Source organism: Streptomyces sp. NPDC094143 (genome assembly GCF_040303825.1).
In the GTDB taxonomy this organism is placed as follows: domain Bacteria; phylum Actinomycetota; class Actinomycetes; order Streptomycetales; family Streptomycetaceae; genus Streptomyces.
The window spans coordinates 28749-44249 of record NZ_JBEOTZ010000006.1 but is presented as its reverse complement, the minus strand read 5'-3'; the positions used below and the strand labels follow the sequence as shown (position 1 = coordinate 44249).

Genomic DNA, 15501 nt, shown 5'->3' with positions numbered 1-15501 from the left:
CATCGTGGCCCGTGTTCACGCGATGCCGCCGGAGCACAACGCGGGTGCCGAGCACATGCTCGTGTCCATGCTGCGGCCTCTGGTGGAGCGCGGGCACGACGTGTCCGTGTGGCTGTCCCGGTACGGCAAGGCCAGCAAGGTCTACGACTACCGGGGCATCCGCGTGGTGCCGCTGGAGGCCCGCCTGGACTTCCCCACAGCAGTCCGTAAGGCGCACGTGCTCATCTCGCATCTGGAGTGCGTGCCGTCCACGTCGGCACTCGCCCGCGGGTACGGCAAGCCGGTGGTGGTGATCTGCCACAACACGCACCGGCCCACGTTCCGGGACGCTGCGGCGGGCGGCACGGCTCTCGCCGTGTACAACAGCCAGTGGATGCGGCGGGAGGCGGAGTTGTTCTTCGCCGAGTACCCGAAGGCCGTGCGCCCGGGCGCCGAGCTGATCGTGCGCCCGCCGGTGTTCGCCGACGAGTACGCCACCCGGCCCGGCAAGGCGATCACGCTGATCAACTGCAACCCGGAGAAGGGCGGCAAAGTCCTGGAGGCCTTGGCGCGCCGCATGCCGGATCAGCAGTTCCTCGCGGTCAAAGGCGCCTACGGAGAGCAGATCCTCCCCGATCTGCCGAACGTCGAGGTCGTCGACCATGTGCGCGGCGAGGACATGCGGGAGAAGGTCTACAGCCGCACGAGAGTGCTGTTGATGCCGTCGTCCTACGAGTCGTGGGGCCGCGTCGGCATTGAGGCGCTCGCCTCGGGCATCCCTGTCGTGGCCCACCCCACGCCGGGCCTGTGCGAGTCGCTCGGTGAGGCCGGGGTGTTCGTCGACCGCAACGACGTGGCGGGCTACGAGGCGGTGCTGCGCAAGCTCCTCACGCCCGCCGAGTACCGACTGGCCTCCAAGCGGGCCAAGGCCCGGTCTGCCGAGCTGGACCCGACCGGTGAACTGGCCGCCTGGTGTGACGCCGTGGAGGCCCTGGCCTAGGAGGTCGGCATGGCGTTCGTGGCACCGACAGCGGAGGAACTCGGCCTGTACCTCGGGCTCCCTGAGATCGACGGAGCCCGGGCTGATCTACTCATCCAGCAGGCGGTCGCCCTGTGCGAGACGGTGGTGAAGCCGCTGCCCGACCAAGCAACCGCCGTGGTGCTGTCGGCTGCTGGCCGGGCCTACGTCAATCCGCAGCAGGTGTCCTACGAGACGATCGGCCCCATGTCGGTGCAGCGTCCGTCCGGCTCGGGCGGCCTGTACCTGACGCGGGCCGACAAGGCGGCCCTGAAGAGCGCGGCTGGCCGAGGCGGCGCGTTCACCGTCGACCCGACCCCGGCCACGGCGGATCCGTCACCGACGTACCCGGTCGATGACGGCTACGGTCCGCCGCTGGAGTACGAGCCGGGCTGGGGGTGGGTGTAGTGCCTGCCCCGTATCCGTTCGGGGAGACGGTGCGGATCGTGCGCACCGGCCCTTCGCCCGGGCGGGATCCGCGCGGCCAGCCGCTGCCGGGCCCGGATGAGTCGTTCGACTTGCCGGGCTGCGTGGTGGCGCCGCGGGAGCAGACGCCGACGGTGGGTGGCTCGGAGCAGCAGGGCCGGGACACCGTCATCGTCGGCTGGACCGTCTACGCCCCGGCCGATCATCCGAGGATGCCGCTGCGCACCACCGACAAGGCCCGCATCCGGGGCGTCACCTGCGAGATCACGGGTGAGCCTGGCGACTGGGGCCGCAACCCTTTCACCGGGCTCCGCGGTGTGGTGCAGTTCGCCGCCGACCGGGTGACCGGCTAGCCCCGCGCCTGCTCCACAGCGGCGATCAGCTTCTGCGCTGCGTCGTTGCTCTTGCGGGGGATGGACAGGCTGTACGGGTCCTCATATGAGGGCCGACCCCCTCCCCAGGAGCCGGTCGGCTTCTCGGGGGCGGGCTGGGTGTCCGGCATAAGGAACTGAACGTAGCCGTGAAACAGCCGGTTGCCGGGCTTGAAGCGGTTGCCGGTCACATCTGCAGCCCGGATCCGAACGGGCGCCGGCTTCGGCCCTATTGGTGTCTTCGTGATGGTGACCCACTCGCCGTCGAAGCTGATACGGCCCTGTACGCCTTTGACGTCCATACGCCCCCCTTGAGTTGTGAGGAGACGAGGGTATGGCAGCGCGGTTCAAGCTGAAGCGGAAAGGCGTGGGCCAGCTGCTCAGGTCGGAGATGATCCGGGCGGACCTGGTGCGCCGTGCCGAGAACATCAAGACGACAGCGGTGGCCATCTCGCCGGTTGGCGGCGCGAGGGATCAGCACCCGGGCCAGTACAAGGGCGCCTGGGAGGTAGACAGCACCCGGCGCGGCGGTCGACGCCGAGACCGGGCTGTCGCTTACGTGCGGAACCCGACGTACTACGCCCGGTGGGTGGAGTACGGCACCGAGCGGGTGCCCGCCCACCACGTCCTGCTGCGGGCCGCAGCCTCGGGTGGCGACTGATGGCCGCCGTCGGCTCGGTCGACGTCGAGCTGGAGGTCATCGTGTGGCTGCGCGCCCGCCTCGACCCGAGCGTCGTCGTCCGGGACGAGACGGACAACAACCTCCTCAACGAGCTGCCCACGGTGCAGGTCCAGCGCATCCCGTCTGGCGGCGATGACGGGATCCGCCTCGACAGGGCCTTCATCGACATCGACGTGTATGCCGCGACGCGCGCCGAGGCGATCGCCCTGTCGGCGACGATCCGCGGCCTGCTGCTGGGCGAGCTGCGCGGCGCCTCGACGGATGCGGCCGTGTTCGCTCGGGTGGGCACGATCAGCGCTCCTGGCGTCCGCCCCTACGAGAACACCGCCCTGCGACGCGTCGGGGCGGTCTACGAGATCTACAGTCACCCGGTCTCCTGACCGGCTGGGCCCGCGCCGGACCCTGTAATCCGACCCCGCCTGCCGCGGGGTCTTCGCATGTCTGGAGACCCTCCATGGTTTCGATCACCCGCGCGGCGGACCTTCTGGAAGTCGGCGCGAACGGCGGCGGCTGGGTGGCCCCCCTGGGCACCACCTCGCCCGGAGACCCGGCCATTCAGCCGGCGTCGCCGTGGCTGCCCCTGGGCGCCATCAGCGACGACGGACTCGTCCAGGGTTTTGAGGAGGACACCCAGTCCTTCACGCCCTGGGGCTACACCGCCCCGATCCGCACCACCATCACGTCCAGCCTGCGCACGTTCGGGCTGACGGTGTGGGAGACGGGCCGCACCACGGTGCAGTCGCTGCAGTACCGCATCGACAGCGCGGACCTGACCCCCACGGCCGGGCTGACCACGTTCGCCGAGACGGCGAGCCCCGTCCCGGACCGCCGCGCGTTCTGGTTCGTCGTCCTGGACGGCGACTCGTTCCAGCGCGGCTTCTACGTGCCCGAGGGCGAGATCACCGAACGCTCGGACGTCACCCACAAGCAGGACGAGATCGCCGGCTTCGAGTGGACGATCACCGCCTACCCGGACACCGCCGGCAACACCGTCTACCACTTCGACCGAGTCCCGGAGACCGAGGCGTACACCGGGTCCTGAGCCGGTGGACGGGCCGCCACCCTGGCGCGGGCCCGGCCCGTCCACCTTTCACCCCTGCCCGCGCCCTGAACGAAGGAGCCCGCGCCGTGGCCAACACGAGCAGCACCAGCAGCAGGAAGCCCCGCAGCGCCGCCCGCGCCACATCCAGGCCTGCCGCCACCCGGCGAAAGGCCGCAGAGGTCGACGAGAAGGAGATCAGCCCGGTGGAGGCCCAGGAGATCGAAGCCGAGGGCCACTACATCACGGCAACGCTCTGCGGCGAGGAAGTGCAGGTCGTCCCGCCGACGCTCTGGCGAGCCTCATGGCAGCGCCTCCTGCAGCAGGGCTTGATCGATGCCTTCGCCGAGAAGGTGTTCCACCCGGACGACTTCGAGCTGTACGTGGAGCTCGACCCGACCATGCAGGAGTGGGCCGAGTTCACCGAGGAAGCGGCCCGGATGGCGGGTGAGAGCCAGGGAAACTCACGTGGACCCGCCGCGTCGTCGAGGCGCACGCCGAGGCGGTAGAGGCAGACCTCCTCCGCTACTACCAGGGCGTTGACCTGTTCGACGCGTTCCGCGGGGAGATGTCGTGGCGGCGGCTACGGGTCCTGATCCAGCACCTGCCGCCCGAGTCGGCGACCTGGACTGCACTGCGCAACGAGCTCACCCCTGAGCAGCTCGCCGAGCAGGCCGCAAAGGGTGAGCCAGAGAAGGGCCGCTGGTCACAACTGGAGCAGCTCGTGGCCGCCAACCTGGACGCCACCAAGCGCGTCGAGTGGGTCCTGCAGTGCGTGAACATCGAGCAGAAGTCGAAGCGCCCAGACCCACCCGAGCCGACCCGTCGACCCGGGGCGAGGCCACGCAAGGCGAAGCCGAAGCTCACTGAGACCAGCGCCGACCGGCTGTTTCAGCTTCTACAGGGAGGCGCCGCGTAGCGCCACGGAGGAGGTGCCGTGGCCGCCATCAGCGTGGGTTCCGTCGAGGTCGACGTCGTCCCCAACACCCGTGGAATCCGCAGGCAGCTCCAGCGCAGCCTCGTCCCTGCCGCAGATCAGGTCGGGGACGAGGTCGGCCGCATCATCGGGCGGCACATCTCCACACAGGTGGCACAGGCCATCCGCAACGGCGTCACCGCCGGCGGCCGGACGGCGCAGGCCCCGGCCGCCCGCCAGGGCCAGGCGACGGGCAGCACGTTCGCCCGCTCGCTGCGCACGACACTGGAAGCCGCTCTTCGGAACCTGCCCGAGGTCCGGCTACACGCCAACAGCACGGACGCTCAGCGAGAGATCTACAACATCCGGCGGCAGTTGCAGACCCTGCAGGACTCCCGGATCGGGATCGATATCAGCTCCGCCGATGCGGTCGCCGCCATCAACCACCTGCAGCAGCGCCTGCAGCGGCTGTCCGCGTCAGACGCTGACGTGGCGATCCGTGTGGACGCGGCCAGTGCGGCCACCACGCTGGCCGCGATCCAGGCTCAGGTGGACCGGCTCGACGGACAGACGGCCACCGTCGACGTCGACACCCGCTCCGCGGCAGCGAACATGCGGATGCTCACCTCCGCCGCCATCATGTTCGGCCCGGCGATCATTCCGGCCCTGCCCGTGGTCGCGGCCGGGCTGGGCGCCATCGCCGCGGCGGCCTCGGCCGCAGCCGTCGGCATCGGTGGCATCGCCCTCGTCGCCGTGCCGGCCTTCGTCCAGATGGGCAAGGTCATGCAGGCGCAGAAGGCCGCCCAGGACGCCTCCACGAACGCGGCTCTCAAGGGCGGGCAGGCGGCATCCCAAGGCGCCCAGCGGGCTCTGCAGATGGCGTCAGCCCAGCAGTCCCTCGCGTCCGCGCACCGCAACGCAGCCCGCCAGATTCGGCAGGCCGAGCAGGGCGTCGCCGATGCGGTGCGCTCCGCCTCGGAGGCGAACCGCCGGGCCAAGCAGCAGCTCGCCGATGCTGTACAGCAGGCGGCGGACCGGCAACGGCAGGCCGCCGAGCAGGTGAGCCGCGCCGAGGAGTCGCTGGCGGACGCGCAGCGGGACGCCCGGCAGGCCCAGCTGGACCTGAACCAGGCCCGCCGCGACGCCGCCCAGGAACTCGCCGACCTGGAGACACGCCTCGCCAACGCCCAGCTGTCCGAGCGGGACGCGGTGCTCTCCGTCGAGGAGGCACGCAACCGGCTGCGCCAGGTGCAGGCCGCCGGTTCGCAGGCGTCGCTGCTGGAGCAGCAGCGGGCGCAGCTCGCCTACGACCAGGCCGTACAGCGGCTCAAGGAGCAGCAGGCCGAGACGAAGAGCCTCACGTCGCAGAAGAAGGCCGCTGACAAGGCCGGCGTCGAGGGCTCCAAGACGGTGCAGGACGCCCAGGAGCGTCTCAGGCGGGCCGACGAGGCGGTCACCGACCAGCAGCGGGAGCTCGCCCAGGCGCGGCAGGACGCTGCCCGCCAGCAGGTCGAGGCCCAGCGCGAGGTGGCGGAGGCCCAGCGGAACGTCGCCCGCACCCAGGAGGACGGGGCCCGTTCGGTGGCCCGCGCCCAGGAGCAGCTGGCCGAGGCGCAGCAGTCGGCCGCCGATTCGATCGCCTCGGCCCAGCGCCAGATTGCCTCCGCGTCGCTTTCGGCGGCCGGGGGCGTCGATCAGGCTGCCATCGCGCAGGCGAAGTACCAAGCTGAGCTGGCCAAGCTCACCCCGGCGGCACGGGAGACGTTCGAAGCATTCCTTGACCTGAAGTCCGCGTTCTCAGACTGGTCGCGAGCGCTGCAGCCGGCCGTGATGCCGATCTTCACGCGGGCCTTGGTGGGGCTGAAGAACAGCCTGCCGGGGCTGACGCCGTTCGTTCTTGAGGCCGCCGAGGCGATTGGCGATCTGCAGGACCGGGCCTCGCGGGGCTTCAAGTCGCCGTGGTGGCAGTCCTTCAAAAAGGATCTGCGGGGCGCCGTGCGGCCCGCGATCATCGGGCTTGGCGTCGCCTTCGGGAACACCTTCAAGGGCATGGTCGGGGTGCTGCAGGCCTTCTTTCCGCACATGGACTCCATCTCGGAGCGAATGCAGCGGATCACGAAGCGCTTCGCGGACTGGGGCGCCAGCCTCAAGGGCAGCCCTGCCTTCGAGCGGTTCCTGGCGTACTCCTCGGAGCACGCCCCGCTGCTCGCCGACACCTTCGGCAAGATCGCCGTGGGGCTCATCGACATCGGCCAGGCCCTGGAGCCCGTCTCGGGTCCGCTGCTCGCCACGCTCGGCGCCATGGCGCAGGGCATCAGCTCCCTGGCGACGAACGTGCCTGAGCTGGTCATCGCCATGTGGGGCCTGTTTGTGGTGACCCGCCTGTGGGCCGCGGCCATGGTGGTCGTGAACGGCGCGCTGGCCGCCTTCAACCTGATCTCCAGGGCCGGGCCATGGGGGTGGATCGTCCTCGCTATCGGGGCCGTGGTCCTCGCCGTGCTGTACATGTACCGCCGGTTCGACTGGTTCCGCACCGCCGTGCAGGCCGTCTGGTCGGCGATCCAGACCGCCGCCATGTGGCTGTGGAACAACGGGCTGAGGCCCGCCTTCACCGCTATCTGGGGCGGGCTCCAGACGGTCGGGCGCTGGGCGATGTGGCTGTGGACGAACGCCATCAAGCCGGCGTTCGACTTCATCGTCCTGGCGGGGAGGATCCTGCTCACGGCTCTCGTCACCCTGGCGCTGCTGCCGATCGTCGCGGCGATCAAGATCGTGGGCGCCATTGCCATGTGGCTCTGGTCGAACGCGATCAAGCCAGCGTTCGAGGCGATCGGCGCGATCGCCATGTGGCTGTGGACGAACGCCTTCCGCCCCGCATTCCAGCTGATCGGCGACCAGGCGAAGTGGCTGTGGAGCAACGCCATCAAGCCTGCTTGGTCCAGCATTCAGGCTGGCGCCAAGTGGCTGTGGGAGAATGCCCTGCGGCCCATCTTCCGGGCCATCCGGGAGGGCATGCGGGCGGTCGGCCAGCAGGGCACTTGGCTGTGGAAGAACGCACTGAAGCCCGCCTGGGACGGCATCGTGGCCGTGGCCACCGTCGCCTGGACCAAGGGCCTGCGCCCCGCCTTCAATGCGATCAAGTCCGCGGTCAAGACGGTCGGCGACTCCTTCGAGTCGGCTCGTAAGGCAATCAAGATCGCCTGGGACAAGCTGAGGGGAGTGGCACGCGAGCCCGTCCAGTACGTGGTGGACGTCGTCTACAACAACGGCATCCGCGGCGTATGGAACAAGGTCGCGAGTGCTTTCGGGGCGCCGAAACTGCCGTCGTTCAAGTTCGAGTCCGGGGGCATCATGCCCGGCTACACCCCGGGCAAGGACGTTCACAAGTTCGTGTCGCCGACCGGCGGGCGGCTGGAGCTGTCCGGTGGCGAGGCCATCATGCGGCCCGAGTTCACGCGCGCGGTTGGCTCGGGCTTCGTCGGCGCGATGAACAGCATCGCCAAGTCCCGGGGCGCTCAGGGCGTCAAGGCTGCCTTGGCACCGATGCTCGGCGGCAACCCGAACACCCCGACCGACACGTCCCTGCGCTACGCGGGCGGCGGCGTGGTGCAGCGGTTCGCCGACGGCGGCATCTTCGGATGGATCAAGAAGACGGCGAGCGCCGCGGTCGGCGCCGGATCTGAGGCCTGGAACTTCGTCAAGAAGGGGGCTTCCTGGCTCAACGACACCCTCGAAGCGTCCGCCCGCGCGGGCGTCAAGAACGTCGTGGACCCGCTGCTGCGGAACTTCCCCGGCATGGACACCGGATTCGGTGCGATGATCCGCCGCATTCCCACGCGGATCATCGACGCCATGTTCGGCTACAGCAGGGAGGCCGACAAGCGGGGCGCCGGCGGGATCGGCGGCCCGCGGATCGCCGCCGCGTTGAAGTGGGCGAAGACGCAGCACGGCAAGCCGTACCAGTGGGCGGGAAACGGCGACCCGTCGTGGGACTGCTCCGGCTTCATGTCGGCGATCGAGTCCGTCATCCGCGGGCAGAAGCCGCACCGACGTTGGGCCACGATGGCGTTCCACGGGAAGACTGCGCCGCCCGGGTGGGTCTACCACGGCAACTCCGCATTCAAGATCGGCATCACGAATGCGGGCGTCGGCCACACCGCGGGCACCCTCGGCAAGACGAACGTCGAGTCGCGCGGGGGTGACGGCGTCGTCGTGGGCTCCCGGGCCCGCGGTTACAAGGACAGTCTGTTCAACAGTTGGTACGGCTTCATGCCCGGCAAGTACGACTCGGGCGGCTACCTCCAGCCCGGGCTCAATCTCGCCTACAACGGAACCGGCCGCCCGGAGCCGGTGTTCACCACGGCGCAGGCCAACGCGCTCACCTCGCTGGCGGCGCGTGGCGGCTCCTGTGGCCCGGCCACGTTCGAGGGCGACCTGTACCTGGACTCCGGTGAGTTCCTGGGCCGGGTGCGGGGTGAGGCGCAGCAGGTGGTTATGGAGCGGGATCGTCTGGTGATGGCTGCTGGTCGTGGTGGGAGGAGGCTCTGATGCCGATCCCCGGGAACCTCCTCAGCCCCACCACGGAGACCATCGACCCGAACACCTCGGGCTGGACGGCCAAGCTCAACTGCACGATCCTCATGGGCATCGGCGGCCGTACCGGCGGGGGCGGCTGCCTGTCGGTGCGGTCGGTGGCCGCGGGGGAGATGCAGGCCCGCACCGTCTCCTCCTACCCGGTCATCGCAGGCACCGTCTACTACGCGTTCGCGGACACGGCGGGGCAGGTGCCGGAGCGGATCGGCATCCGGTGGTTGGCCGGGGCGACGGAGCTGTCCGTCACCTGGTCGCTGACGACGATGTCCGCCTCGGCCGGCTGGCATCGCGTGTCGGTGGCGGGCGCGGCCCCGGCCGGGGCTACGCAGGCGCAGGTGCTGCTGTCGTCCACGGAGGTCGGGGCGGGCGTCTCGCACTTCTGGGAGAACATCTATCTCGGGGCGCCCATCAGAACGCTGGGCAACCTGCTGCCCTTCAACACGGAATCCAGCGAGGTCGACGCCTCCGGCTGGGCGCCGGTCGTCAACGCCGGCATCACCCGCCAGGTGCCGGTCATGAACTGGGCGGTCAACAACTACCTGGCCGGCGGGCAGGCCCTGGCGATGACCGCCATCGCCGCGGGCAACGCCAGCATCCTGGCGGTGGACCGGCCGGCGGTCACCCCGGGCCAGGAGTACCTGGCCTACGCCTACCTGCAGCCGCCCACGGTGGCGTCGACGGCGTGGATCGAGCTGCGGTTCTACGACGTCAACGGCAACCAGGTCCAGGCGACCCGCAGTGTGCTCGCCCCGCCGACCCCGGCGACCGGCATGTACCGGCAGCGCGTCTCCGACATCGCCCCGGCGAACGCCGCGACCTGCTCGCTCGCCGCGGGCCTGGACGGGGCGTCGGCCGGGCAGGTGCTCCGTCTGGAGACCATCGTCATCGCCGCCGCTCCGCAGCTGCAGTCCGGCACCGTCGTGCCCTACGCTGACGGCTCGTTCGAGCAGGGCGTCGCCGGGTGGACGGTGGCGTCCGGCGTGGCGACGATCGCCCGCACCAGCCCGTGGGGGGACTCCTCCTTCGAGGGCGCCTACTCGCTGGCCGTGACATCGTCCACCGCCAGCGCCTCCACGATCCGCTCCGCGCGATTCCCGGTCACCGAGGGCGTGAACTGGCGGGCCCAGATCGTCGCCCACCCGGACGCCGGCACGTGGACGTCCGTGGTCGTCCGTATCCGCTGGTACGGCGCCGCCGACAACGACCTCGGCACCAACGGCGGCGTTTCCTACGGCGTGCCCGGCTCGTCGTGGTACGCGATGCCGTCGGAGGGCGTGGCTCCCGCAGGGGCGACGCAGGCCGCGGTCGAGCTGGTCACGACGGCGTCTGCTGGTGCGAGCGTCCTCAACGTCGACCTGGTCACGCTATGGCAGGTGCTGCCGCAGACCGCGATCCAGGCGCACTCGGACGCCGGCTATATCACCCTGACCCTGCGCGAGCTGCCGCCCGACTTCTACCTGTCGCTGTACCGCACGGCGGCCGACGGCTCCCGCACGCTGGTCCGCGGTACGAACGGGCTCATCGACATGCAGCCCATCACCTCGGACCTTCTGATCGTTGAGGATCACGAGGCGCCGTTCGGTGTCGCGGTCGCCTACAACATCGTCATCCGCAACGCGGACGGCACCACAGCGTCCACCCGCTCCTCGACGCCCGTCACCCTCCAACTGGCCAACCTCAACGAGGCGTGGCTGAAGGACCCGGGCAACCCGCAGCGCAACCTGCGGGTGCTGGTGCAGCGCGCGCCGGACTGGGCCCGGCCCATCGAGCAGGCCGTGCACCGTGTGCGGGGCCGCCGTAACCCGGTCGTCCTCTCCGGCGTCCGGGGCGGGCTGGAAGGCGAACTGGCGATCTGGACGCGCAGCGACGAAGAACGCCAGGCCCTGCACCTGCTGCTGGACTCCGGCAACACGCTGCTGTGGCAGGCCGCCCGGGGCATGGGCGTCTCCGACATGTACGTGTCGGTCGCCCAGATCTCCGAGGCCCGTGTGGGCGCGCTCGCACAGGAACTGTGGCGGGCGTGGACGCTGCCCCTGACCCAGCAGGACATGCCGGTCACGCTCGGCGTCAACGGCTCGGGCGGGCGCACCTGCCAGGACGTGCTTACGGAGTTCGCCACCTGCGCCGACCTGCTGGACGTGTACGCCACGTCCGAGGATCTGCTGCTCGACCGCCGGGGGTGATCGGTGTACCCCGTCTCCGATCGCTTCCTGGCGCGGCTTGCCGAGTCGCACACGCCGATCACGCAGGTGCAGCTGTTCCTCACCACGGGCGACGTCATCGACCTGCCGCACATCGGCGGGTCGGTGACGGTGGATCGCAGCCAGTCGATCCGCCGCACGTGCACCGTCACCTGCCCGGAGCCGAAGCTCATCCCGCGCACCCCCACGGATCAGCTCGCCACCTACGGGGCGCGGCTGCGGATCTCCCGCGGCGTCGAGTACGGCGACGGCAGCCAAGAGCTGGTGCCGCTGGGGGTTTTCCGCCTGGACTCGGTGGACGGAGACGTCTCCGAAGGGCCGGTGACGCTGCAGGGCAAGGGCCTTGAGGCGGTCGTCCAGGACGACCGGTTCACCACCCGCTACCGGGCATCCGGGACGGTCGTCACCGCCATCACCAGCCTGATCCGCCGCAGCATCATCGGTGCAGACGTCATCAGCGAGATCACCGACACGGCTATCGGTGCCCGCTGGTTCGACGTCGAAGCCGATCCGTGGGCCGGCTGCCAGGAGATTGCCGCAGCCGCGGGCGCCGAGGTGTATGCGAACTCGGACGGCGTGTTCGTCATCCGGATCATGCCGGACCTCGCGACCGTCGACCCGGTGTGGGCGGTTGAGGCGACCGAGGGCGGCGTCTACATATCCGGTAACCGGGCCATGGCCAGCGACGGCGTGCACAACGCGGTCCTCGCGCGGGGGGAGAGCACCTCCGACAGCGTCCCGCCGGTGTCCTACCTGGCCACCGACAGTGACCCCAACAGCCCCACCTACTGGGGCGGCCCCTTCGGTCGGCGGCCCCTGTTCTACAGCTCGTCCACGCTCACCACCCTGGCCGCCTGCCAGAACGCGGCACGGCTCAAGCTCGCCGAGGCCAAGGCCCCGAACGCCTCCGGGGACATCTCCTCGCTGCCGAACCCGGCGCTGGAGCCGGGCGACGTGCTGCGGGTGGTGCACGAGGACGGCAGCCGCGAACTCCACCAGGTGGCCTCGTTCTCGGTGCCGCTGGATATCGGCGGCGACTTCCCCATCTCCACCATCAGCGCCAAGGAGGACGCGTGAGCGACAAGAGCCTCCACGCGCACGCGCGCGAGTACGCCCAATACCAGGCGGAAGAGGCGGTCCGCGCCGGCGAGAACACCCCGAGCGTGCGCGGCTCCCGCCTCATGCTCGCCACCGTCACCAACGTCCTCACCGGCGGCCTCCTCGAAGTCGACGGCGACATGGAAGTCCGCCGCCTCGCCTCCTACACCACGCCCGCAGACGGAGACCTCGTCGTCCTCGCCGACTTCGGCAACGGCAACTGGGCCGTCCTCGGCAAGCTCGCCACGACCTGAGAGGGGGGCCCGTGACCGCGCCCGACCAGTACGGCCAAGACGTCCAGATCTGGCAGAGGACGGACCCGCCGTCCATCGACGGCGCCGCCAAGGCACTCGCCGACGGGATCATCCCGCACACCGTGATGTGGTTCGCCTCAGCGTCCGAACGCGGCGCCACCCTCACCGCCCCCGAAGAGGGCATGGCCACGTGGCTGCGAGACGTCAACCGGCTGGAGATCTACAACGGCTCCGCCTGGATAACCCCGGAGCCGTCCCTCGTCACCGGCACCACCGGCCTGTCCGCCGCTTCAGGGTTCTCCATCATCGACTTCTTCGGGCACCGGCAGGGCCGCGTCACGTCGATTGACTTCTACCTGACGCGCACCGGCGGCGACATCACCCTCAGCAACGGCAACCTCGTCGACCTGGTCGTCGCGACCGTGCCCACCAGTTGGCGGCCCACCCACGCCACCATCTCCGGCTGCTGGGACTCCGGCATCAGGCATGGCGGCTTCGTTATCGGCGTCGACGGCATCGTCACCCTGCGCACCTCCAGCGGAACCATCAGCACCGGCACGAATTTGCGGTTCCAGCTCACCTTCATTCGCACCGTCTTCTAACCCGCCCAGAAAGGGGGACGGCGTGCAGCTCGTCTCCAGATCGCAGTGGGGTGCCCGCGCCTACCGCACACCCAACGGAGCCACCCCGTACAGTCGGCCGCGCCGCGGCGTGAAGCTCCACTACCTCGGCACCGCCTACTCGGACAGGCCGCACGACCGGTGCGACGACTACGTCCGCCAGATCCAGGCCCAGCACATGGACGGCAACGGCTGGTCCGACATCGGCTACAGCTTCGTCGTCTGCACCCACGGCTACGTCTACGAGGGCCGCGGCCTGTACCGCCGCAACAGCGCGAACGGCAACACCACCCTCAACGACCAGGACTACGCCGTGCTGCTGATGGTCGGATCCTCCGGCCTCACGAAGCCCACGGACGCCCAGCTCAACGGGGCGCGCGACGCCATCGAGCACTGCCGCACCAGCGGCCCGGCCGGCACGTGGATCGGCGGCCACCGCGACGGCTACGCCACCAGCTGCCCCGGAGACACCATCTACGCCTGGGTCAAGGCCGGCGCGCCACGGCCCGCCACCCCGGCCCCGGCCGCACCCAAGCCTTCGACGGAGGCAGAGATGAAGCTCAGCGACCAGATCAAGCTCGGCGACTGGATCCCCAAGTACTGGCCCAACGACAAGGGCCTGCAGGACAAGCAGATCCCCGTCGACGTGGCGCTCGGCTCCGGCTACGCCCACTCCCGCAAGTCCGCCGAGAACACCGTCGCCATCCTCGCCGAACTCAAGGCGCTGCGAACCGAGGTCGCCCAGCTGCGGGCCGCCATCACGAAGGAGTCCTGACCATGCGCATCTTCGGTAGAGAGCCCGCTCTCGTCATCGCCACCGTCTCAGCTGGCCTGTCGCTGCTGGTGACCTTCCAGTTCGGCCTGTCCGCCGAGCAGGCCGGCGCGATCGTCGCCTTCATCTCCGCCGTGTTCGCCGCGGCCACCGCGGCCGTGACCCGGCCCATCGCGCCCTCGGCGTTCACCGGCCTCGTTGCCGCGGTCGCCGCGCTGCTCGCCGCCTACGGGCTGGACCTCGGCCCGGAGAAGATCGGCGCCCTCAACGCGGTCGTGCTCGCCACGCTCGGCCTGCTCACCCGCGGCCAGGTCGCGCCGGCCACCCCCAGCACCCCCGCCGCCGAGCCGCCGCGCGTCTGATCGAGTGCACCACTTACATAAGGGGAGGGCGCAGTGAGCGAGGTCTTCGGCGTCAACCCGGGCGACGCTGGAGCCGTCACGCTCCTCGTCGTAGTCGTCCTGCTGGTCCTCACCGGCCGCCTAGTGCCCCGGAAGACCCACGAGGACGCCCTCGCGGACAGGGACAACTGGCGGCAGGCGTTCCTCGAGAGCGAGGCGGCACGCAAGGTCGAGCACGAACAGACCGGTGAGCTGCTGGAGATGGCCAAGCTCGGCGGTCACATCCTCACCGCCTTGCCCCACCCGGGGCACGCGGACGAGGAGGAGGTGAATGCCGGTGATCGGATGGGTCAGGCGCCTCGTCCTCGGATGTGACCGCACCGAGCCGAGCGACTCCGAAGCCGCCCTGAAGCGGGCACGGGAGGCACGCCAGCAGGCCGAGGCACGCCAGCCCATCGTCTCCGCCGTGGCCGCGAAACTGAGGCACGCCCGCGAGGAAAACCACTTCCGTGAGCGGATCGAGGCCGCGTTCAGAGGAGCACCGTAGTGAGAGAGATGGGCGTCGACATGTGGGTCAACCTGATCGCGTCGGCACTGGCCACGCTGGTCTGCGCCGCATTCGTCGTCATCTACCACGTGAAGACGACGTGGTGGAGGTCCCAGACTGGCCGCAACCTCATGGGGCTGCCGACCGCGATCGGGTTGCTGTTCCTGTACACCGTCCTCATCACGCTGTGGCCGGACGGCTGCATCGCCGTCATCCTGCGGGCGGTTCGGACGGCACTGGCGCTGGCGATCAGCGCACTGATCGCGCAGCGCATCCGCATCCTGTTGCAAGCCCAGCGGGAAAGCCGCAACCGAACTGGAGTGTGACCCGTGCCTGACTGCAACCGCAGTTCTCCGCCTGCCGACTGGCCGGGTATGGAGATGGTCGGCCTGACGAGGCTGACCGACGACATCCACTATGGCTGGTTGGCCAAGGAGACTAATCCGACCTTCTGGCACTGGTGCAAGGCGCTGGAGGGCGTCCCCTCGGAGCGCAAGGTGCACGAAGGCTGTTGGGTTGCCGCAGGCACCAGCGCCCACACCCTCGTCTCCCGCGAGCCGCTCACCCTGGAGCCGTCGCTGCTGTGGAGGTGCTGCGGCATCCATGGCTTCGTCCGTAATGGCCAATGGATCAACGCCTAGGAG

The 15501-nt window shown here is 69.9% G+C and carries 20 protein-coding genes; 19 read left to right on the top strand and 1 reads right to left on the bottom strand.

Annotated elements, in window-relative coordinates; all coding sequences use genetic code 11:
• Positions 1–4 precede the first annotated feature (4 nt).
• From ABTZ58_RS09905 to ABTZ58_RS09895, 3 genes are read left to right on the top strand one after another with little or no spacing between them, the layout of a single operon-like run.
• Positions 5–979 (top strand): glycosyltransferase family 4 protein, encoded by a 975-nt coding sequence (locus ABTZ58_RS09905; protein ID WP_351352918.1) that lies wholly within the window; start codon positions 5–7, stop codon positions 977–979.
• A gap of 9 nt (positions 980–988) precedes the next feature.
• On the top strand, positions 989–1405 hold the full coding sequence (locus ABTZ58_RS09900; protein WP_351352915.1) for a hypothetical protein: 417 nt from the start codon (positions 989–991) through the stop codon (positions 1403–1405).
• Positions 1405–1776, top strand: a complete 372-nt coding sequence (locus tag ABTZ58_RS09895; RefSeq protein WP_351352911.1) for a hypothetical protein — start codon at positions 1405–1407, stop codon at positions 1774–1776. The genes ABTZ58_RS09900 and ABTZ58_RS09895 overlap by 1 nt, the downstream gene beginning before the upstream one ends.
• Here ABTZ58_RS09895 and ABTZ58_RS09890 read toward each other — a convergent pair.
• Positions 1773–2096 carry a DUF4429 domain-containing protein gene (locus tag ABTZ58_RS09890; RefSeq protein WP_351352908.1) on the bottom strand — a complete coding sequence of 108 codons (324 nt, stop codon included), beginning with the start codon at positions 2094–2096 and terminating at the stop codon, positions 1773–1775. The two genes, ABTZ58_RS09895 and ABTZ58_RS09890, sit on opposite strands and share 4 nt — an antisense overlap.
• 32 nt (positions 2097–2128) lie before the next feature.
• Here ABTZ58_RS09890 and ABTZ58_RS09885 point away from each other — a divergent pair, with 32 nt between their 5' ends.
• The 16 genes from ABTZ58_RS09885 (at position 2129) to ABTZ58_RS09815 (ending at position 15498) form a co-directional block, all read left to right on the top strand.
• The gene (locus ABTZ58_RS09885) at positions 2129–2455 is read left to right on the top strand and encodes an HK97 gp10 family phage protein (protein WP_351352905.1); all 327 of its coding nucleotides are present in this window, start codon (positions 2129–2131) and stop codon (positions 2453–2455) included.
• The gene (locus ABTZ58_RS09880) at positions 2455–2856 is read left to right on the top strand and encodes a hypothetical protein (RefSeq protein ID WP_351352902.1); all 402 of its coding nucleotides are present in this window, start codon (positions 2455–2457) and stop codon (positions 2854–2856) included. Before ABTZ58_RS09885 ends, ABTZ58_RS09880 begins: the two co-directional genes overlap by 1 nt.
• Before the next feature lie 74 nt (positions 2857–2930).
• Positions 2931–3518, top strand: coding sequence for a phage tail tube protein (locus ABTZ58_RS09875; protein WP_351352899.1), 588 nt, complete (start codon positions 2931–2933; stop codon positions 3516–3518).
• Positions 3519–3604: 86 nt separating this feature from the next.
• The gene (locus ABTZ58_RS09870) at positions 3605–4024 is read left to right on the top strand and encodes a hypothetical protein (RefSeq protein WP_351352896.1); all 420 of its coding nucleotides are present in this window, start codon (positions 3605–3607) and stop codon (positions 4022–4024) included.
• Between the two features lie 59 nt (positions 4025–4083).
• A complete protein-coding gene (locus ABTZ58_RS09865; RefSeq protein WP_351352893.1) occupies positions 4084–4434 on the top strand; it encodes a hypothetical protein in 351 nt (116 codons plus the stop codon).
• An 18-nt stretch (positions 4435–4452) separates the two neighbouring features.
• A complete protein-coding gene (locus tag ABTZ58_RS09860) occupies positions 4453–8979 on the top strand; it encodes a hypothetical protein (protein WP_351352890.1) in 4527 nt (1508 codons plus the stop codon).
• Positions 8979–11207, top strand: a complete 2229-nt coding sequence (locus tag ABTZ58_RS09855; RefSeq protein ID WP_351352887.1) for a hypothetical protein — start codon at positions 8979–8981, stop codon at positions 11205–11207. The genes ABTZ58_RS09860 and ABTZ58_RS09855 overlap by 1 nt, the downstream gene beginning before the upstream one ends.
• Positions 11208–11210: 3 nt before the next feature.
• Complete coding sequence (locus tag ABTZ58_RS09850; RefSeq protein ID WP_351352884.1) at positions 11211–12302, top strand: DUF5047 domain-containing protein; 1092 nt, start codon at positions 11211–11213, stop codon at positions 12300–12302.
• Entirely contained in the window at positions 12299–12577 is a 279-nt protein-coding gene (locus ABTZ58_RS09845; RefSeq protein ID WP_351352881.1) for a hypothetical protein, read from the top strand. The genes ABTZ58_RS09850 and ABTZ58_RS09845 overlap by 4 nt, the downstream gene beginning before the upstream one ends.
• A gap of 11 nt (positions 12578–12588) precedes the next feature.
• Positions 12589–13179, top strand: coding sequence for a hypothetical protein (locus ABTZ58_RS09840; protein WP_351352878.1), 591 nt, complete (start codon positions 12589–12591; stop codon positions 13177–13179).
• 22 nt (positions 13180–13201) lie between these two features.
• On the top strand, positions 13202–13972 hold the full coding sequence (locus ABTZ58_RS09835) for a peptidoglycan recognition protein family protein (RefSeq protein ID WP_351352875.1): 771 nt from the start codon (positions 13202–13204) through the stop codon (positions 13970–13972).
• Positions 13973–13974: 2 nt separating this feature from the next.
• On the top strand, positions 13975–14331 hold the full coding sequence (locus ABTZ58_RS09830) for a hypothetical protein (protein ID WP_351352872.1): 357 nt from the start codon (positions 13975–13977) through the stop codon (positions 14329–14331).
• Between the two features lie 33 nt (positions 14332–14364).
• Complete coding sequence (locus ABTZ58_RS09825; protein ID WP_351352869.1) at positions 14365–14685, top strand: hypothetical protein; 321 nt, start codon at positions 14365–14367, stop codon at positions 14683–14685.
• Positions 14642–14857: a DUF7620 family protein gene (locus tag ABTZ58_RS40150; protein ID WP_502996042.1), complete on the top strand. Its 216-nt coding sequence runs from the start codon at positions 14642–14644 to the stop codon at positions 14855–14857. Before ABTZ58_RS09825 ends, ABTZ58_RS40150 begins: the two co-directional genes overlap by 44 nt.
• Positions 14858–14865: 8 nt before the next feature.
• The gene (locus ABTZ58_RS09820; RefSeq protein ID WP_351352866.1) at positions 14866–15183 is read left to right on the top strand and encodes a putative phage holin; all 318 of its coding nucleotides are present in this window, start codon (positions 14866–14868) and stop codon (positions 15181–15183) included.
• Between the two features lie 3 nt (positions 15184–15186).
• Positions 15187–15498 (top strand): hypothetical protein, encoded by a 312-nt coding sequence (locus ABTZ58_RS09815; RefSeq protein WP_351352863.1) that lies wholly within the window; start codon positions 15187–15189, stop codon positions 15496–15498.
• Positions 15499–15501: the final 3 nt, after the last annotated feature.